23 protein-coding genes are annotated in these 17,259 nt (G+C 66.5%); 20 read left to right on the top strand and 3 right to left on the bottom strand.

From position 1 onward, the window contains the following. The first annotated feature begins 50 nt into the window (after positions 1–50). The 20 genes from I6B53_RS03305 to I6B53_RS03215 all read left to right on the top strand — a co-directional run bounded on the left by I6B53_RS03305 (position 51) and on the right by I6B53_RS03215 (position 15,054). Positions 51–1,307 carry a hypothetical protein gene (locus I6B53_RS03305; protein WP_216764837.1) on the top strand — a complete coding sequence of 419 codons (1,257 nt, stop codon included), beginning with the start codon at positions 51–53 and terminating at the stop codon, positions 1,305–1,307. A gap of 172 nt (positions 1,308–1,479) precedes the next feature. Then, entirely contained in the window at positions 1,480–2,031 is a 552-nt protein-coding gene (locus I6B53_RS03300) for a hypothetical protein (protein WP_216764836.1), read from the top strand. Between the two features lie 40 nt (positions 2,032–2,071). Continuing rightward, positions 2,072–2,920: a P22 phage major capsid protein family protein gene (locus I6B53_RS03295; RefSeq protein ID WP_216764835.1), complete on the top strand. Its 849-nt coding sequence runs from the start codon at positions 2,072–2,074 to the stop codon at positions 2,918–2,920. A 2-nt stretch (positions 2,921–2,922) separates the two neighbouring features. Further along, complete coding sequence (locus I6B53_RS03290; RefSeq protein ID WP_216764834.1) at positions 2,923–3,126, top strand: hypothetical protein; 204 nt, start codon at positions 2,923–2,925, stop codon at positions 3,124–3,126. A 26-nt stretch (positions 3,127–3,152) separates the two neighbouring features. Next, on the top strand, positions 3,153–3,719 hold the full coding sequence (locus I6B53_RS03285) for a hypothetical protein (RefSeq protein ID WP_216764833.1): 567 nt from the start codon (positions 3,153–3,155) through the stop codon (positions 3,717–3,719). Further along, the gene (locus tag I6B53_RS03280; RefSeq protein ID WP_216764832.1) at positions 3,716–4,051 is read left to right on the top strand and encodes a hypothetical protein; all 336 of its coding nucleotides are present in this window, start codon (positions 3,716–3,718) and stop codon (positions 4,049–4,051) included. Before I6B53_RS03285 ends, I6B53_RS03280 begins: the two co-directional genes overlap by 4 nt. Next, the gene (locus I6B53_RS03275; protein WP_216764831.1) at positions 4,048–4,290 is read left to right on the top strand and encodes a hypothetical protein; all 243 of its coding nucleotides are present in this window, start codon (positions 4,048–4,050) and stop codon (positions 4,288–4,290) included. Before I6B53_RS03280 ends, I6B53_RS03275 begins: the two co-directional genes overlap by 4 nt. Beyond that, positions 4,287–4,667, top strand: coding sequence for a hypothetical protein (locus tag I6B53_RS03270; protein ID WP_216764830.1), 381 nt, complete (start codon positions 4,287–4,289; stop codon positions 4,665–4,667). The genes I6B53_RS03275 and I6B53_RS03270 overlap by 4 nt, the downstream gene beginning before the upstream one ends. Before the next feature lies 1 nt (position 4,668). Continuing rightward, positions 4,669–5,259: a hypothetical protein gene (locus I6B53_RS03265; RefSeq protein WP_216764829.1), complete on the top strand. Its 591-nt coding sequence runs from the start codon at positions 4,669–4,671 to the stop codon at positions 5,257–5,259. Between the two features lie 99 nt (positions 5,260–5,358). Further along, positions 5,359–5,745, top strand: a complete 387-nt coding sequence (locus tag I6B53_RS03260; RefSeq protein WP_216764828.1) for a hypothetical protein — start codon at positions 5,359–5,361, stop codon at positions 5,743–5,745. Then, positions 5,706–6,122 (top strand): hypothetical protein, encoded by a 417-nt coding sequence (locus I6B53_RS03255; protein ID WP_216764827.1) that lies wholly within the window; start codon positions 5,706–5,708, stop codon positions 6,120–6,122. Before I6B53_RS03260 ends, I6B53_RS03255 begins: the two co-directional genes overlap by 40 nt. Positions 6,123–6,159: 37 nt before the next feature. Further along, the gene (locus tag I6B53_RS03250) at positions 6,160–9,228 is read left to right on the top strand and encodes a tape measure protein (protein WP_216764826.1); all 3,069 of its coding nucleotides are present in this window, start codon (positions 6,160–6,162) and stop codon (positions 9,226–9,228) included. A 53-nt stretch (positions 9,229–9,281) separates the two neighbouring features. Continuing rightward, on the top strand, positions 9,282–11,432 hold the full coding sequence (locus I6B53_RS03245) for a fibronectin type III domain-containing protein (protein WP_216764825.1): 2,151 nt from the start codon (positions 9,282–9,284) through the stop codon (positions 11,430–11,432). Continuing rightward, positions 11,425–12,468, top strand: coding sequence for a hypothetical protein (locus I6B53_RS03240; RefSeq protein ID WP_216764824.1), 1,044 nt, complete (start codon positions 11,425–11,427; stop codon positions 12,466–12,468). Before I6B53_RS03245 ends, I6B53_RS03240 begins: the two co-directional genes overlap by 8 nt. Continuing rightward, positions 12,465–13,028: a hypothetical protein gene (locus I6B53_RS03235; RefSeq protein ID WP_216764823.1), complete on the top strand. Its 564-nt coding sequence runs from the start codon at positions 12,465–12,467 to the stop codon at positions 13,026–13,028. The genes I6B53_RS03240 and I6B53_RS03235 overlap by 4 nt, the downstream gene beginning before the upstream one ends. 88 nt (positions 13,029–13,116) lie before the next feature. Next, positions 13,117–13,302, top strand: coding sequence for a hypothetical protein (locus I6B53_RS03230; RefSeq protein WP_216764822.1), 186 nt, complete (start codon positions 13,117–13,119; stop codon positions 13,300–13,302). 93 nt (positions 13,303–13,395) lie between these two features. Then, positions 13,396–13,524, top strand: coding sequence for a hypothetical protein (locus I6B53_RS11215; protein ID WP_301554138.1), 129 nt, complete (start codon positions 13,396–13,398; stop codon positions 13,522–13,524). Next, positions 13,524–14,378: a CHAP domain-containing protein gene (locus tag I6B53_RS03225; RefSeq protein ID WP_216764821.1), complete on the top strand. Its 855-nt coding sequence runs from the start codon at positions 13,524–13,526 to the stop codon at positions 14,376–14,378. Before I6B53_RS11215 ends, I6B53_RS03225 begins: the two co-directional genes overlap by 1 nt. Then, positions 14,375–14,626, top strand: a complete 252-nt coding sequence (locus I6B53_RS03220; protein ID WP_216764820.1) for a holin — start codon at positions 14,375–14,377, stop codon at positions 14,624–14,626. Before I6B53_RS03225 ends, I6B53_RS03220 begins: the two co-directional genes overlap by 4 nt. Continuing rightward, complete coding sequence (locus tag I6B53_RS03215) at positions 14,623–15,054, top strand: DUF2746 domain-containing protein (protein WP_216764819.1); 432 nt, start codon at positions 14,623–14,625, stop codon at positions 15,052–15,054. The genes I6B53_RS03220 and I6B53_RS03215 overlap by 4 nt, the downstream gene beginning before the upstream one ends. Before the next feature lie 63 nt (positions 15,055–15,117). On the opposite strand, the gene I6B53_RS11270 is transcribed toward I6B53_RS03215, so the two are convergent. The 3 genes from I6B53_RS11270 to I6B53_RS03200 form a co-directional block, all read right to left on the bottom strand. After that, entirely contained in the window at positions 15,118–15,516 is a 399-nt protein-coding gene (locus I6B53_RS11270; RefSeq protein ID WP_367880404.1) for a MucR family transcriptional regulator, read from the bottom strand. A gap of 289 nt (positions 15,517–15,805) precedes the next feature. Continuing rightward, entirely contained in the window at positions 15,806–16,510 is a 705-nt protein-coding gene (locus tag I6B53_RS03205; protein ID WP_216764817.1) for a hypothetical protein, read from the bottom strand. A gap of 65 nt (positions 16,511–16,575) precedes the next feature. Next, positions 16,576–16,911: a GNAT family N-acetyltransferase gene (locus tag I6B53_RS03200; protein ID WP_216764816.1), complete on the bottom strand. Its 336-nt coding sequence runs from the start codon at positions 16,909–16,911 to the stop codon at positions 16,576–16,578. Positions 16,912–17,259 lie beyond the last annotated feature (348 nt).

Raw genomic sequence — 17,259 nt, 5'->3', positions numbered from 1 at the left:
CCGAGGTCGAGGTCTTAGGGCTGGAGGGCGTTCGGATGAAGGGGTGAGTGATGCCTGACGTCGGCAGGTTGGATGAGCTCGCCCAGGTCTACGACGCTCAGGTGCACGAGATACGGTCGGCGGTCGAAGCATTCGGTCGCGCTGTCTGGGCGAGTCTGCCCTACTACCGGGATTCTGCGATCGAGGAGATGATCGCGGCGATCGTGCCGCGCGTTCGTGCCGGCCAGTTGCAGACCGCGAACCTCACTCGCGCCTACATGGTCGAGTGTGCGCGCGAGTTGGGGTGGAAGCTCGCGCTTCCGCCCATCGACGAGGAGGCGGTCACGGGGCTGCGGGGAGTTGATCCGCAGGCCGTGTATCGGCGTCCTGGCGTGCAGGTGTGGAATGGGCTGTCCGAAGGAAAACCACTGGACGCTGCGGTCCGCGCTGGGGAGCTGAGGTTGATTCAGCTCATTGGTGGGGACATGCAGAACGCAAAGCGCGTTCAATCACGCGATTCGATGCGCGCGATGGGCGGCCAGTACTACCGGCGAATTCTCACTGGTCGCGAGAATTGCGCCCTGTGCGTGATTGCGTCGACGCAGCGCTACCACGTGAAGGACCTGCTGCCGATCCATCCGGGGTGTGACTGCAATGTGGGACCCCTACCGCCGGAACTCGCGATGCGTCAGGTGATTGACGAGGAGACGTTGGAGCGCGCACATCAGGTGGTGGAAGCGCGCACAGGCGTGTCTGACAGGAGCGGGCGCCTGCCGGACTATCGTCACTTGATTCTGGAAACCGAGCATGGCGAATACGGGCCGGTCATCTCCTTCAAGGAGACGAAAGCGAAGAGCCGCAAGAAGGCGAAGAAAGCCGAGCGCCAGGGGCACAAAGCGGAAGAGTCTGCCGCCAGACGTGCTGGGCTTGGCCAAGTCAAAATTCCGCGCGGCCTCAAGGTCAAAGCTCACGAGATCGCCACAGGTGAAACGCTGGCGGCTGCTGGCATCGACGTGGAATTTCGGCCGCTTTCGCATGAGAAGGGCGCCAAGAACCCGGACGCAATCATCGAGGGCCACGTGTGGGAGTTCAAATCTCCCAGGGGGTCCTCTGAGAGGAACACAATCTCTGACCAGTTCAAGCGAGGCGCAAAGCAAGCTGATCGCCTTGTCATAGATCTGCGGCGCTGCGGGCTTTCTGATGAGGTCGCACTCGAGCAGATTCGGAGGCGATTCTTCGGGCGTCAGAAATTCGTCGAGATCATGGTGATCGACCATGCAGGAGAGCTGACGCGCCTGACGCGCACGACAAGTGGTGGTACGCTGTAGCTGTCAGGTGGCAGCCGTCCCACCGTCGCCGTAAGGCATTTGGGGAAGGCCAGCCGCCTGACCTTTTTGCTGCGTCCAACAGAAGATGTCCGCCCGCGGCAGCTGGGCGGAGTTTCAAGGCCCTACCGAAAAGGCGGGGCCTCTTTTCGTACCCGAAACGGGAGAGGAAACCATGAGTGACACGACTGAACAGCAGGCTGCGGCGCCGCAGGAAACCGTCGAGTCCGAGGCCGCCGAAACGGTGGACTACCGGGCTGAGGCCGAGAAGTGGAAGGCGCTGTCGCGTCGAAACGAAGCGAAGGCGAAGGAGAACGCGGAGAAGGCGCGTCGCCTCGATGAGATCGAGGAGCAGTCCAAGAGCGAAATGCAGCGGGTTGTGGAGGCCAGAGAGGCGGCCGAGAAGCGTGCGGCATCGGCTGAGGCGCAGCTGCTGCGCGCGAGTGTCGCAGCATCGAAGGGCGTACCTGCCAATCTGCTGTCCGGGACGACGGAGGAGGAGCTGATGGCGTCGGCGGATGCGCTGCTCGCGTTCCATGGGCATGTCCAGGAGGCCGCGGGGGATTCGGCGCCTCCGGCCTCGACGTCGGCCTCGCACGCGGGCAACCGCGGGGACGAGATCCGGGGGGCTGCTCAGCTCACTCGTGAGGATCTGAAGGGGATGACCCCGGAGGAGATCAACAAGGCGCGTCGTGAGGGGCGCCTGGACACGCTGCTCGGCCGCTGACAGCGGGCGAGAAAAGATCAACATTGAAAGGGGCCAAGCGATGGCTTTGCAGCACTTCATTCCCGAGGTCTGGTCCGCATCCATCCTCGAGAACTTCCACAACCAGGCGGTCTTCACCGGCCTGACCAATCGCGAGTACGAGGACGCCTTGTCGTCGGGCTCGAAGGTGCACATCCCGGGGATCGTTGACGTGAGGGTCAAGGACTACAAGACCGGGGTCGTTCCCAAACCTGGTGGTGGCGGAACGATTCCGCGCACGACCGCACCGGACGCCCTCGCTGACACGGGCATTGACCTGGTCGTCGATCAGGAGAAGTCTTTCGATTTCCTGGTCGACGACATCGACCGCACACAGGCGGCGGCGTCCTTCGACGCCTACACGCGCTCGGCGGCCATCGGCCTGGTCGAGGATGCCGAGGCGTTCCTGACCGCTCTGGTCACTGCGAACGGGACGGTGATGCCGGGCACGGTGGCCGTCACCGATTGGCCGTCTGCCTACGCAGCCGTCCTGGCCACCCGTGGCGCGCTGTCGGCGGCCAAGGTCCCCCAGTCGGATCGTGTCCTGTTCATCAATGCGGCGTTCGAGCAGGGTCTGCTCGCCGACGGATCGAAGCTGACCGCGTTCGACACCTCCAACTCGACCGATGGTCTGCGCGAGGCGGCGATCGGGCGCCTGCTGGGCTTCGACGTGGTGACCTCCCCGTGGATGGACAACGCCAAGCCCACAGCGATCGGCGTTCACAAGCCTTCGGTCGCCTACGTCTCCCAGATCGACAGGATCGAGGCGATGCGGTCGGAGGAGAAATTCGCCGACCGTGTGCGCGGCCTGCACGTCTACGGCGCCGCGATCCTGCGCCCCACCGCTGTCCAGGTCTACAAGGGGGCCTGATCATGAAGATCAAGGGACGAAGCGGCCTGGTGATCGAAGTGCCTGAGTCGGTCGGCACTGGCTTGGTCGGCGCAGGCCATGCGGAGCTGGTCGACGACGCCACCCAGGCGCCGGCGTCCGAGGAAGCGGCGCCCGAGGAAGCGGAGTCCGACGGAGAGGCCGGCCAAGAGGCGGAGGCCAAGCCGAAGCGTGGGGCCAAGTCCTGACAGGCGGTGCGAGGGGAGGGTGAGGCATGCAGCTCGCTAGCAAGTCTGACGTTCAGGCGGCGCTTGGGCGCGACCTCAGTGAGGGCGAGGCGGCGCGGATCGAGCATCTGCTTGATCTGATCTCCGCGAAGTTCGAGGCTGAGGCGCGTTGCAGCTTCACCAAGTCGGAGCGCACGCACCGGGTGAAGGTCAACGGCGGGCAGGCTTACCCTCCCATCGTTCCGATCCAGTCGGTCCAGAGCGTGGTTGACGATGACGGCCTGGCGATCCCGTTCCGGGTGCGTGCCGGCGCCGTCGTCGTCGACCTGCCGTCGGACGAGTTCGTGACAGTCACCTACACGTCTGGCCTCGACAAGGTTCCGGACCGGGTCCGCCTGCAGGTCGCTGACTCGGTCGCCCGGCTGCTGCGTGCAGACCCGCGGGCCGCCGCCGGCCAAACCCAGGCCTCGACCACCACGGGGCCGTTCAGCGAGTCGTCGTCGTTCGCGGCCTGGACGGTGGGCGGCCAGGGGCTTCTCTCCCCTGACGATCTGGCGTTGGCCAGGTCCTACCGGCCACGGCGCGTGAACGTGTGGGTGGGAGGTGTCCGGTGATCGACAGTGAATGGCTGGTCCAGGTCACCAGGATCCGAAGCACGCCCGCTGGCGTCGACCAGTATGGAGAGCCCATCCCGGGGCAGCTGGAACGCACCGTGCTTCCGCCTGCGCTGTTCGCGCCAGCCTCCTCCGCCGAGCCGCTCGCACCAGGCCGCGCACCGGTCATCTCCACGGCGTCTCTGTACTGGCGAGGCCAGCACCCGGACGTCCAGGCGGGCGACCAGGTCGAGGTCGACGGCATCACGTGGGAGGTCGAAGGCCGGCCATCCACATGGCCCAAAGGCCTCGTCGCGGAACTGCGGGCGTCAACGGGGAGGGGTATGGCATGAAGAAGGTGTGGATCCAACTCGATGACGCTGCCGTCAAAGCGATGCTCACCTCACCAAGGGCACAGATCGCAGTGAACACCTTGGCGACCGAGATCGCGCGCAGAGCTGGCAGCGGCTTCGGCGTCCTGCCGTCCACCACGTCAAGGGCGCGCGCATACGTCCGCGCCCTCACACCGGCGGCCAAGAGGGCCGCAGCAAACCACGCGCTCGAACGCGCAGCGTCAGGAGGACCACTGTGACCAATCCAGATCCGAAGGAAATCCTGCTCCGCCACCTCGGAGAGGCACTGAAACTCCCCGTGGTCTCCAAACGGCCCGACAGTGACGTGCCAGACGAGTTCGTCGTGATCACCGTCCTGGGCGGCCCCGGCCGCTCCCAGAAGGTCCTCACCACGGCCTCGCTCACCGTCGACTCCTACGCGCTGAGCACCGGCCAGGCGGCTGCGCTCGCGGCCAAGGTCGATGATCTCGTGCACGCTCTGCCGGCGTCTCCGGAGCTGATCGCTCACGTGGTCGGCTCGACTCCGGGGGAGCTCCCGGATCCTGACAGGACTGACAGGCCGAGATACACGGCCACCTACCAGATCACCACCAAGATGAAGCGAAAGGGGCCGTGAAATGGCAACTCTGAATGCGCTCAATGCGCTCATGTTCGGGTCGGACAACGACTCGCTCTACCTGGGGGAGCACTCCCCGGACGACGTGAAGGGAATCACGGGCCTCAAGGCGGAGATCCCTCAGACCCTGATTGACATGGGGTGGGTCAGCGAGGACGGGCTCTCGCTCGACCTGGCGGACTCGGTCTCTGAGATCAAGGGCCACCAGGGCCACGGCACGGTTCGAACGTTCATGTCGGATTCAACGACGAAGATCAGCGCGGTCTTTCTCGAATCGAAGCTGAAGACGGTCGAGTGGAACCTGGACGCGAAGGTCGCCAAGCTCAAGGAGACAGTCGGCTCCGAGCAGGTCGACATCGCAAAGCTCACGGTGCCGGCAGCCCGCAAGGTGCGTCGCTTGTCGGGCGTGATCGACGCGTTCGACACGTCGGACTCGTCCATCCAGTGGCGCGTGCTCTTCCCGACGCTCGAGCTGGGTGAGCGCGAGGGAGTCCAGCTCAAGGTCGGTGAGATCACCGCGTGGAAGTACACGCTTCAGGTGATCGGCGAGTACTACCTGCTCACCAATCACAAGGCGATGATTCCCGCCTGACGCATGCTCCCGCCCGGGCCGGTTGTCGGTCCCCGGCCCGGGCGGGCACCACAGACCACCAGGGGCCGGCCGACACTGACGAGTGAAAGGGACCGACACATGAGCAACAAGCGAGGACGAGGCAAGCGGAAGGCGCCGTCGGCGGCGGAGCTGGCGCGCCGTGAGGCGCAGGCACAGCAGGACACCGGGGAGGCGTCGGAGCCGGTCGAGGTCGACCTGTGGGGAGCCACAGTGACGATCAGCCCGAGCATCGTCAACGACCTCGGCTACACCTTCCAGCTGCTGAAGATGGAGGACGAGAGCGAGCCGGAGGCCGAGCGTTTCAAGGCCGGTCTACTGGCGGTCAAGCACATGCTGGGCGCTGACCTCGACCGCGTGATCGCGGCGATCCGCCGAGAAAACAACGGAGCGGCCCCGCTCTCCGTGCTGCAGGAAATCATGTCCAAGTGCCTGGGGGCACTCGACCCGGAATCCCGGGCCTCCTGAGCCTGCTTGCCAGGCGGTGGGAGGCGATCGAAGCGGATCTGCTGCGCGTCTACGGCGTTGACCTGTTGGGTCTGTTCCGGGGGGAGCTCACGCTGCGTCGTCTCGCTGTCCTCGTCCGGGGGATGCCGCCGGGGTCGACGACGGCGTTCCTTGAGGGCGGGCGCGCGGCTTGGTCGAACGAGGTCGCCGCCGTCCATGAGGAGGGGTGGCTGCTGCGCGACGTCGTCGTCCAGTTGCTGGCTGGCAAGGGGGCGAAGCGTCCTCCGGCGCCGGAGCCTCCGGAGCCGGGCTGGTTGGACAAGGCGGCCGCACGCGAGGACAAGCAGTTGCGGAAGCTGGAGAACTGGCTCGCACGCCATCCGGAAGTGCAGGCCTGAGCCTGGCCGGTGAACTGAATATGGGAAGGGGGCCGTCGTGGCAGGAAGCTACAACTTGGGAACCGCGTGGCTGCAGGTGGCGATCAGCGGCAAGGGAATCGCGCCGCAGATCAATCGCGAGCTCGGCGGAGTCCGTACGGACAAGCTGGAATCCAAGATAGTTTCCGGCCTCGGCGGCGCCTTCAAGACTGTCGGGTCGATCGCCTCGGTCGCTCTGGGCGCCGCGGGCATCGCCGGACTGAGCCTGGGCCTCAGCCAGGTCGTCACCGAGGCCCTAAACGCCTCGGATGCGACCGACAAATTCAAGAAGACTCTGGGCTTCGCCAAGATCGGCGCGGCAGACATCGAGAAGCTGACGGCCTCGACCAAGGAATACGCCGACCGGACCGTCTACGGGCTGGGAGACATCCAGTCGATTACCTCCCAGCTGGCCGCGAACAACGTCAAAGATTTCGACAAGCTCGCCGAAGCCGCCGGAAACCTCAATGCGGTGGCCGGCGGAAACGCGGAGACTTTCAAGTCGGTCGGCATGGTCCTCACCCAGACGGCAGGCGCCGGCAAGCTGACGACGGAGAACTGGAATCAGCTGGCCAACGCGATCCCGGGCGCCTCCGGCCAGCTCCAGCAGGCGCTCGCAGATGCCGGCGCGTACACGGGCAATTTCCGTGAGGCGATGGAGAAGGGGCAGATCTCCGCCGAAGAATTCAACGACGCGCTGATGGGCCTGGGCATGACGGACGTGGCCAAGGAGGCGGCCACTTCAACCTCCACGATGGAGGGCGCATGGGGCAATTTCGAGGCCACCATGGTCACCGGCGCCACAAAACTCGTCGACCAGGTCAAGCCATCGATCACGAACGCACTGCAGCACATGTCCGACGGAGCAGAGCAAGGGTTCGCGTGGGTGATCGACACGCTCATCCCGAACGTCCAGCGCCTGTGGGACATCGTCGCCAACGGGGATTTCTCCGGCCCGATCTTCGGCCTCGAAGAGGACTCGGCCCTCGTCGACTTCCTGTTCACAGCGCGCGAGTACGCGGCAGGACTTTACGACACCGTCGCCGGTGACCTCATTCCGGGCGTGAAGGGCCTGTGGGACATTCTCGCAAGCGGGGATTTCTCGGGCCCGATCTTCGGCTTCGAGGAGGACTCAGCGTTCGTGGACTTCCTGTTCAACGCGCGCGAATCAGCTCTGGCTCTGTGGGCGGCGGTCCAGGACAACTTGGTCCCCATCGCCACCGACCTATTCAACGGCATCACCGGGTTCCTGTCCCAGGTCGCGAGTTCCCCGGCTTTCGGCGCCGTCGTCGATTTCATCGCGGCGGTCGTTTCGATGAAGGAACTGCTCACGGCGGTCGTCGCCGCTTTCGCGACGTGGAAGGGCCTCATGACGGCCTTCGCGATCGTGGAGTTCGTCAAGGGCATGTGGGCGATGGTCACCGTCGCAAACGCGCAGACGGCCGCACAGTGGCTGCTCAATGCGGCGCTCAACGCCAACCCGATCGGCCTGGTCGTCCTCGCGATCGCCGCCCTGGTCGGGGCCCTCGTTCTCGCGTGGAACAACTCTGAGACCTTCCGAACGATCGTCACCGCAGCCTGGGAGGGAATCAAGGCGGCGGCGCTTGCGGTCGGTGACTGGTTCATGCGGACCCTGTGGCCGAACATGAAGGTCCTGTTCGAGTGGCTGGCGGCTGGCGCCAGGGTGATGGGCGATGGGATCGGCCGCGCCTGGGACTGGATCAAATCTGCGGCTTCAGCCGTGTACCAGTGGTACACGGGGACGGTCCTCGCCGGCTTCAAATCGGTCACGTCAGGAATCCTCAAGGGCTTCGAGCTGATGCGCGACGGCATCAGGGTCGTGTGGGACAAGGTGAAGGAGATCGCCGCAAAGCCGGTGAATTTCATCATCAACACGGTCTACATGAACGGCATCAAGAGGACGTTCGACACGGTCGCCGAGAAGCTCGGCCTGTCTCTGCGTCTGCCGGCAGTCTCTGGGATCCAGGGGTACGCGTCGGGCGGCGTCCTGCCCGGCTACACCCCGGGCAGGGACGTCTTCGATTTCTACAGTCCGAACGGTGGCGGCCACCTGCGCCTGTCTGGCGGTGAAGCGATCATGCGTCCCGAGTGGGTGCGCGCGGTCGGCGGCCCGGCTGCCGTGGCTGCTATGAACCGCGCCGCCCGCTCCGGAGCGGCGCTGTCATCTGTCGGGGACAGGGGAAACACTCAAGCGTTCGCCGATGGCGGCATCTGGGAGCGGGTCACCGGGTCGTTCTCCGACGCCATGTCATGGGTGGCAAGCGCACAGGAGGCGGTGGCCTCGATCATTCAGGACCCGCTGGGCGCCGTGGAGAACTTGATCCGCACGCCGGTCGCGAACATGCTCTCTGGCATCGGGGTGCAGGGCACCTGGTCGCAGATCCTCCAGGCGATCCCAGGCCTGTGGGTCGACGGCATCGGGTCGCTGCTGAAGAGCCAGACCGCCGGCATGTCGTCCTCGGCCCTCGTGGCGATGGCGCGCCGAGCGATCGGCACCCCCTACGTGTGGGGCGGCGTCGACGTGCCAGGCGGCGTCGACTGCTCGGGCCTGATCGTGTGGGCCCTCCACCAGATGGGCGTGCCCGTGCCCAGGCACACAGCCTCCACGTTCCAGGCGGCATCCAAAGCGGTCCCTGCAGGATCGGTCCTGCCGGGCGACCTGTGGTTCTGGGGCGGCGCGCCCGGAGTCGGAGGAGCCCATCACGTCGCCGTCGCCTCCGGCAACGGCATGATCGTCGAGGCCCCGACGTTCGGCATGACCGTGCGCGAGACCGGCGTATACGGCGGCGCACACGCAGGACGATTCCTCTACGACTCAGGCGGATGGCTCCAGCCGGGCGTCTCCGTCGTTGAGAACAGGACCGGCAAGCCAGAGCCGGTCTTCTCCGCCGGCCAGTGGGGACTCCTCGAAGCCCTCGCCTCCAACAGCCGAATGCCTGAAACCTTCATCCTCAAGGACGTGGACAACGCGCTCATCGGCCGGGTGCGCGTCGAAGCGGAAAACGCGGTGGCCACGGCCACCGCGCCGGTTTCGCGCTCGCGGGCTCGTGAGCTGATGGGCATCTGACAAGGACAGGGGGCGCCGTCATGGCGATCGTGTGGAGCTCGTCGTCTGGCTACATGTCAGTCGGCATCGAGCTGGGGATGTGGGGAAACCCGTCCTCAGGGTCGATGACGGTGGAGGCCGCGTACTTCCTGAGGTCGGACGCCTACGGACACAACTGGTCGAACGTCCTGCATCGGACGGGGTCGATCTCGGGTGATGTCGAGGTCTCGTTCCAGTCCGGGTTCGGCCAGACGGTCGTCAAGGAGGTCGCCCGCCAGCGCACCACCGTCGCCCTGAAATATGGGGCGACCACGAGGGCGAATTTCAGCGCTCAGCTGGGGCCGATCTGGAATGGCGGCAGGCCGGAGGTCACGGCAGGTGTGACGCTACCAGCGCGCCCGCACGTGGCGCCGCGCCCACCGAAGAACCCGGCAGCCGCGTGGGTCGCGGACAGGCGCACCAGGGTCACGTGGGAGGGAGACTACACGGGCGCCACGGGAGCGCAGCCCTGGTCGGGGGTGCGCGTCCAGCGGTACACCGGCTCCGACAAAACATGGCGGACGATCGCGGTCCTGCCATGGTCAGCGACCGCGTTCGACGACGCGTCTGCTCCCCTCAACGAACACACCGAGTACGCGATCGTCGCCTACAACAGCGCGGGCCAGTCACCAGCGGCGTGGGCAGGCACGGTCAACACGAGGCCGGCGACTCCGGTGAACGTGCAGGCCGTCAAGGACGGCCAGGACGTCATCGTCTCCTGGGAGCAGAAGTCCTCGCCGATCAGCTACATCACTGGCTACGACGTCCTGGACGGCGGGGTCGTGGTCGGCCAGGTGCAGGGCGGAGCATCCCAGCAGTGGACCCACGTCGGCCCGTCGACGTCGACCACGCACACGTACACGGTGGTCGCCAAGACAATCCGGCCGGCACTGTCGTCAGCGCAGTCGCTCCCGTCACCGACTGTGCGCCTGCTCGCCCCGCCTGACGCCCCGACCCTGGTAGCCCCGAGCGGCTATGCGACGCCCGGCCAGGTGGAGCTCACCTGGGTGCACACGCCGACGGACGCGTCCAGGCAGACACGCGCCGAGGTCCGCCACCGCCAGCAGGGCGCCTCCTCGTGGACGACCAGCATCGTCACGGGGCAGGCGCAGAAGTCGGCGGTCGACCTGCAGGTCGGCTCCTGGGAGTGGCAGGCCAGAACCTGGGGCTCCTACATGAGTGGGCAAGAACAGGGTGCCTCACCGTGGGCGGCAGTCAAGACCCTCATGGTCGTCGACGCGCCCACGGTCCAGATCACGAACCCGCCTGACGGGACCGTCGCGGTCTCCTCGATCACCGTCTCCTGGGCCTACTGGCAAGCCCAAGGGTCCGCGCAGGCGGGCGCGCAGGTCGAGGTCGCAAGAGGCGGCCAAGTCATCGAGGAAAAGCAGGTCCAAGGGCCAGCCACGCAGGCGGCACTGGACACGCGCTTCGAGGACGGCGCCGCCTACACGATCACCATCAGAGTCCGCTCCGGCCACGGCATATGGTCCGAGGTCGACACGCGAAATGTCACGGTCGACTACCCCGAGCCGCCGGCGCCTCTGGTCGAGGTCACATGGGACGACCAGCTGGGGCAGGCGCTGATTCAGATCACCAACCCGGCCGCAGGCGCAGACCAGGCAGAGACCGTGTCCAACACGGTCGAACGCTCCGTCGACGGCGGCGCAACCTGGGAACCGGTAGCCACCGACCTGCCAGTGTCCGCCGCCCTCACGGACAGGGAGGGCCTGTCCAACGGCCAGACCCAGTACCGGGTCTCCGCAGTCTCGGCGCTCCCCTCGTCCGCGTCGACCACTGTCACCCTGGACGCAGAGTCCTGGGCGATCTGGCTCACAGGCGGGCAGGACGGCACGACCACCGTCGGCCTGTTCTACGACCCCGAGCACACGCTCGCGCCCGCCCTCCTCAACCGGGAGGTCCACCACTTCGCCGGCCGACTACTCGGCGTCGAAATGGCCGGCACACAGCGCTCGCGGGTCATCGGGATCTCGGCGACGCTGCTCGATGAGGACATGCCTCTGCTGCTGCGGTTGGAGGAGCTGGCGCTGACGCCAGGCCCGATCCTGTACCGGGATCCTGCGGGGCGCAGACTCTTCGCGTCCCTGTCGGGCGTCCAGCTGTCCAGGCAGCTGTCGACCGCGTGGAAGGTAAAGGCGCAGGTCGAGGAGGTTGGTCGTGGCTGACCTGACGGGGCACAGGGTTGCGGGGTTCACGGTGACCCTGTTGGACGCTGACGAGCAGGAGAAGGGTCTGCTGGACGGGGTCACGGGCGGCGACGTGACGCTGTCGGCGGCCACGCGCCTGCGGGCCTCGGGGACGCTGCAGGTCGACGAGGTCGGCCAGCAGATCGACTGGGGGACCGACCGTGTCCGCATCGACTACGAGGCGAACGGCCAGGCGTGGCCGATCGGTGTGTTCCTGCTGTCGGCTCCGACCCAGTCGTTCGAGGACGGCATGGTGTCCAGGCGCGTCGAGCTGCTCGGCAAACTTGCAGTCATCGATCAAGACGCGACCGTGAGCACGCTCTCCCTGGCATCTGGGACGCGGGTGACGGACGCGGTCAGGCAGATCCTCGCCGAGGCCGGGGAAACTCGCATGGCCGTCACCGACTCGCCGGAGACGCTCAAATCACAGATGGTCTGGGACCCCGGCACCTCCAAGCTGACAGTCATCAACGATCTGCTCGACGCGATCGGCTACTGGGCGCTCTCCCCGGATGGCGCCGGCGTCCTGCAGGTTCGCCCATACGTCCGGCCGGCGGCCAGGCCACAGTCGTGGACGTTCGCTGAGGGGGAGCAGGCCGTTCACTCGGCGAAGTGGGACCTGGAGCAGGATCTCGCAGACGTGCCGAACCGGGTGGTACTGGTCGGCCAAGGCTCTGACGACAAGCCGGCCTTGGTAGGGGTCGCATCGAACGAAGACCCTGACAGTCCGTTCGGCTTCCCAGCGCGCGGCAGGTGGGTAACGCGCACGGAGACCGGGGTCGAGGCCTCCAGCCAAGAGGTCATCGACAGTCTGGCCAGACGACGCCTGATCGACGCTTCCACACCGGTGGCCACGATCCGCATGACCCACATGCCGCTGCCCCTCTCCCCAAACGACCTCGTCACCTGGGACACCGGCGGCCACAAGGCGAGAGCAACCATCCACGAGATCGCCTACGGCCTCGACCCGACGGCCCTGTGCAGGACGACACTGAAGGAGGTGGTCGACCTGTGACAAGCCTCGACTACCTCGCCTCAGTCATCGCAGGACTCAAGCGTCAGGCCGCGCAGATGCCGACCCTGAGGTGGGGGCAGGTCACCGGCGCGTCTCCGCTGCGGGTCACCCTCGATGGTGACACGCAGGCGCTCGCGGAATCGCCAGTCGACCTGTGCGGCCGCCTCGCCGCTGGGGACCGGGTGCTGACTGTGACCGCGGCGCGGCGCGTCTACGTCCTCGGTCGTCCTGGTGGTGCCAGGCCAGCGGATCCGAACACTCTGATGATCGACGGCGTCGCCTACCCGGCGTCAGGCGTAATCCAGGTCCGCGGGCTCCCAGCGTGGGGACTCTCATCGTCACCGTGGTGGGCGACGAGCTTCGAGATCGACCCACCATTCGCGCCGCCGCCCGGGTGGTTTTTCGCTCTGTCGACGGCGACAACGACAGGATTCACGCTGGTGCACGGGGTGACGACGGGTCTGACGGCCGGCGGAAAAATTCTTGCGCGCGCCGTCCAATTCGGGTCGGCCGACAGGGCGGCCTTGAAATCGGTGACTTGGCGCCTGACCAAGTCGTGACATGAAGAGACGAGGAGGAAGCGTGTCATACGCGGAGGATCAGGAATTCCGAGCGAGAGTCGGAGTCTGTCTGAGAGCGGAGGGCATCGTGGCGCCGGCCCAGTGGCTGATCGACAGGATCGTCGATGTCGCCATGCAGCCTGGACTGGCCGCGGCCTACGCGGCCGCGTGCGCCAGGCACATTGACCGGCCTGGCCTGTACGAGGACGTCATCAGTGACAAGGCGATCCTGGAAGCGGTGCACAGCGTCCGAAAGAACCACCCGGACCGCTGACCTCAGCGGCCACAGGCCGCAGAACAACTACTCCCCCGCGCCACCGCTGGCGCGGGGTTTGTCATGCCAGCAGCAAGGAAGGAAGGCAACGGAATGTCCGATCAGATCGAGACCGACACCGACGTGAGCGTCGAGGATGAGGTCACGCTGATGCGCACTGCGACGGCCACGGGAGACAGCTCTCCGGCCGACGTCGCGGAGGCTCAGGAGGTGACCTACTGATGATGGCAACCGCGCGACAGGTTCTCGCAATCGCTACGGGTGAGCTCGGCTACAACCGATACGACGATCCAGCCGAGGGGACGAAGTACGGGCGCTGGTACGCGCAGACGCACGGTTCCTACTTCGGGGCTTCCGGAGTCCCGTTCTGCGCCATGGGCGTGTCCTGGACACTCTCGCGCGCAGGAATGACTCCTCCGGGCGGTCACTTCGCGTACGTGCCTGCCGGGATCGCGGCTGCACGCCGTGAGGGGCGTCTGGTCGACATCCACGATGCGGCCCCCGGCGACCTCGTCTGCTTCGACTGGGATGACGACGGCGAAGCTGATCACATCGGCATCGTCGAGCTCAACCGCGGCTCGTACGTGCAGACGATTGAGTTCAACACGTCGGGATCGTGGGCGGGCTCGCAGTCGGACGGCGGTGGCGTCTACCGGCGCACCCGCGGTTGGGGCAGCATCTGCGCGATGATCCGCCCCGCCTACGACCACGCGAGCGCCGTGTTGGACGCCCTCGTCGTCGACGGCATTTGGGGGCCTCAGACCACGCGAGCCCTGCAGGAGATCAACCGCACCCCCGCGGACGGTGTCATCTCGGACCAGTGGAGCGGGTCGAGCCGGGAGATGCCCGCGTGCTCGGCCGACTCGTGGGAGTGGGTCGACGACCCTGCGGAAGGGTCCACCCTCGTCCGCGCGCTCCAGACGGCCTTCGGCGTCACCGTCGACGGCATCTGGGGTCCTGAGACCACCCGAGGAATGCAGGCCTACTACGGCGTCACCATCGACGCCATCCTTGGGCCGGACACGGTCTCGGCCATGCAGAAAGCCGTCAACAAGCAGAAGGGACGCCGCAAGTGAGCATCTACACCACCACAACGTTCTGGGTCGGCGCTGGCGAGCGTGCGATCAAGACGGCCGCGCAGACCATGCTGGCCCTGGTCACGGTCGGCACCGCCGTCACCGCCCTGGACTGGACCTCGATCGCCGCGATCACCGCGACCGCGACCATCGCGTCCGTCCTGACCTCCATCGCCGACCCGAAGGCCACTGCGACCGACGCCGAGCCCGCGTACGCGCTCAGGCATCGAGGAGGCGACGCTGCATGATCGAGGTCCTGGCCGACGAGAAGGTGGCCACCGCCGTGGTCACCCTCCTCGTCGCCGTCCTCGGTCTGGCCGCTGCTGGAGTCGGGGTCGGCATCACCTACCTGAACAACCTCCGCAGGCACCTCCAGGAGAGTCGGGAGGACACGAAGGCGATCCGAGAGTCCACGGTCAACAGCCACTCGACCAACCTGCGAGAGGACGTGGATGCTCTGGCGGGACAGGTCCGCGAGGGCATGACGGCAATCTCGCTGTCCCTACGCAGGGCCGACGCGAGAGCTGAGCGCGAGCACGCCGAGCGGGTCGCTGACATCCGGCTCATCCGCGAGGATTTCGGCCGCCTGCGCACGGACCTGCAGGCTGTGCAGGCCTCGGTGCAGCGAGCCGACGCGCGGGTGGACACGCTCACCAGGACAGTCCCGGACACATGAGCGAGCAGCGCGCTCGAGAACCGCCCCCACCATGGCATGACCGCCGTGGTGGGGGCGGTTTCGTCATGTCCGCCGGCCACCACTCCCGCGCTGCATGCGACTGCGTGACACCGCCTGTATGGCGTCTGGCCCGCGCGAGTGCGACGCGCGCGTGGGATCACGGTGACCATCGAGGTACCCGGCGCTGTCGACCCTGCGCGCCCGCTCACTGTGCGCTGCGCTGATCCTCGACGTGACAAGTGGCGTACCTCGCGGCAGGCCGTACAGGTCGCGGTACTCCGCTGCGGTGAGGCCGTGCGCTGGACGCACGTGCGCTGCCAGGTGCTCGAATCGTCGCCCACACTCGTGGCACAGCAACCCATCGTCGGTCTCATCCAGGATGCCGAACTCGCCTGCTCCTGCCGGCGCTCCGAGTGCCGGCCCAGACCATAGACGTCCCTTCCACCGGCGCTTGTAGTGCATGAGGCACATCCCCTTGGCCCACGCGTCGCGTTCGCAGCCGGGCTCTTGGCACGGACGCGGTTTTGTGGCTTCCACGCGCTGCTCATGCCATGCTCGGATCTCGTCTTCGCTCCACCAGTAGCCATGTCGGATCCGCGTCGGGGTAGGTGCCCGACCGCGTTTGACCATCTCGCGGAGCGTCTCTCGGGTCATGCCGAGGATGGCGAGCGCCTCCTGCGTGGGGATGTACCCGGCTTCGCGGGCCTCCAGGTCTGTGTGGAAGCGTCCGTCGGCTGCTTTCCTGCCCACGTCAGCCTCGCCTAGCGAGCCGCTTGTACACGGTGCGCCTGGTGAGACCAGTCATGTCGGCGATGCCGGTGATCGTGCGTCCAGTGAGCTCAGCGGCGACCATCGCGCCAGTCGTGGCAAGCTTCGCCTGCTCCAGCGCGTGCACGGCGCGCCGCTCAGCGCGGCCCACATCCTGCACGGTCTCGTCGCCGAGGATGATTTTCACAGCGCCGCCCAGGGCCGTCTCCCGCTCGCCGCGCATGTCCTGGCCTGGCATGAGAGCGTCCAAGCGGGCGGCGGCGCGGACGATCAGCTCCTTCTGCTCGCCTGAGGTCTCATCGGCGGAGTCTCCCAGGTAGGCGTCCACCCACGTGTCGTCTCCGTCCCCCTCGTCATCGTCTGCCAGCATGCACCTGTAGTCCTCCAGCGCGTCCAGGACAGCCTGGTCAGGGTGCCGCTGGTCTGCGGCTGGCCCGCCCTTGCCGGTGGGCATCTCGGCAGGCCAGTCCGTGCGGGGCACGTACGCCTCGACTGTGGGCCACTCGGCCGTGTCGTCGCTGGACGCGGCAGGTCCCCTCGTGGGGAAGACGACGAAGGAAGATTCGATGTAGCCGTCGACGTCTGCGATGTGGAACTCGATGCGAGTGTGGTCGTCTGCCCACGCTTGGAGTCGGCAGGTGTCCGAGCAGCCGGAGACCTGGTCGGTCCACTGGTAGCGGTCTCTCATGGGTCTTGTCCTCTCTGTGTGTGTGGCCCGCCCACAGTGCGACCGGGGCGGGGCCGGTCTTTTGGTCAGTCGGTCTCGTAGATGGACAGGTCCATGCCGACGATTGCTGCGGCCTGCGCGTCGTCCATGGTCTCGCCGCCCATCGCCTCGGCGAAGCAGTCCCCCTCGTGCGTGCGTCCCCATGCGGGGACGTGGTACAGGCCCTGGGCGGCGTCTGCGTACTCGTAGAGTGCTCGGGCGATGCCCTCGCCCTGTCGGTCCTCGTCGACCTCGACGTTGAGGATCAGGCCGGTCGTGTGGGCCGCCAGGTAGCCGACCTCGGTGTCGCCGTCGATCATGGCGTAGCGGGTGCCGGGGAGAGTCTGAAAGCCCTCGACCTGCTCGGTGGCGATGATGTGCATGGCTCTTGTCCTTTCAGCTCTCTGGGGGCTGGTCCCCCTGTCGATGCACCTACTGTATACCAGTGCACAGTGCACTGTCTACCCATATACACACGAGAGCGTGTGTCAGTTCTCATACACTCGCCGTCGCCACGCGCCGACGCCGAGCCGAAATCGCAGACATCGAGCCTCAGATGGCTACACCGATGGCTACAGCACCCCGCCTACGGCCGTCGGTACAGGAATGCCCCGCACCGACTTTCGTCAGGCACGGGGCCGATCTCAGCTGGAGCCGCCTGTGGGAATCGAACCCACGACCTATTCATTACGAGTGAATCGCTCTGCCGACTGAGCTAAGGCGGGGGGCCT

It is taken from the genome of Schaalia sp. 19OD2882, from assembly GCF_018986735.1.
Lineage (GTDB): Bacteria > Actinomycetota > Actinomycetes > Actinomycetales > Actinomycetaceae > Pauljensenia.
The sequence above is the reverse complement of the archived record's forward strand: the minus strand, read 5'-3'. Positions and strand labels throughout refer to the sequence as shown.

Excerpts from the sequence above, each read along its gene's own strand:
- I6B53_RS03295 (WP_216764835.1), top strand. The coding sequence starts at position 2,072 with ATGGCTTTGCAGCACTTCATTCCCGAGGTCTGGTCCGCATCCATCCTC.
- I6B53_RS03305 (WP_216764837.1), top strand. The coding sequence starts at position 51 with ATGCCTGACGTCGGCAGGTTGGATGAGCTCGCCCAGGTCTACGACGCT.
- I6B53_RS03225 (WP_216764821.1), top strand. The coding sequence starts at position 13,524 with ATGATGGCAACCGCGCGACAGGTTCTCGCAATCGCTACGGGTGAGCTC.
- I6B53_RS03260 (WP_216764828.1), top strand. The coding sequence starts at position 5,359 with ATGAGCAACAAGCGAGGACGAGGCAAGCGGAAGGCGCCGTCGGCGGCG.
- I6B53_RS03265 (WP_216764829.1), top strand. The coding sequence starts at position 4,669 with ATGGCAACTCTGAATGCGCTCAATGCGCTCATGTTCGGGTCGGACAAC.
- I6B53_RS11270 (WP_367880404.1), bottom strand. The coding sequence starts at position 15,516 with ATGCACTACAAGCGCCGGTGGAAGGGACGTCTATGGTCTGGGCCGGCA.
- I6B53_RS03300 (WP_216764836.1), top strand. The coding sequence starts at position 1,480 with ATGAGTGACACGACTGAACAGCAGGCTGCGGCGCCGCAGGAAACCGTC.
- I6B53_RS03290 (WP_216764834.1), top strand. The coding sequence starts at position 2,923 with ATGAAGATCAAGGGACGAAGCGGCCTGGTGATCGAAGTGCCTGAGTCG.
- I6B53_RS03275 (WP_216764831.1), top strand. The coding sequence starts at position 4,048 with ATGAAGAAGGTGTGGATCCAACTCGATGACGCTGCCGTCAAAGCGATG.
- I6B53_RS03245 (WP_216764825.1), top strand. The coding sequence starts at position 9,282 with ATGTCAGTCGGCATCGAGCTGGGGATGTGGGGAAACCCGTCCTCAGGG.
- I6B53_RS03285 (WP_216764833.1), top strand. The coding sequence starts at position 3,153 with ATGCAGCTCGCTAGCAAGTCTGACGTTCAGGCGGCGCTTGGGCGCGAC.
- I6B53_RS03215 (WP_216764819.1), top strand. The coding sequence starts at position 14,623 with ATGATCGAGGTCCTGGCCGACGAGAAGGTGGCCACCGCCGTGGTCACC.
- I6B53_RS11215 (WP_301554138.1), top strand. The coding sequence starts at position 13,396 with ATGTCCGATCAGATCGAGACCGACACCGACGTGAGCGTCGAGGATGAG.
- I6B53_RS03205 (WP_216764817.1), bottom strand. The coding sequence starts at position 16,510 with ATGAGAGACCGCTACCAGTGGACCGACCAGGTCTCCGGCTGCTCGGAC.
- I6B53_RS03200 (WP_216764816.1), bottom strand. The coding sequence starts at position 16,911 with ATGCACATCATCGCCACCGAGCAGGTCGAGGGCTTTCAGACTCTCCCC.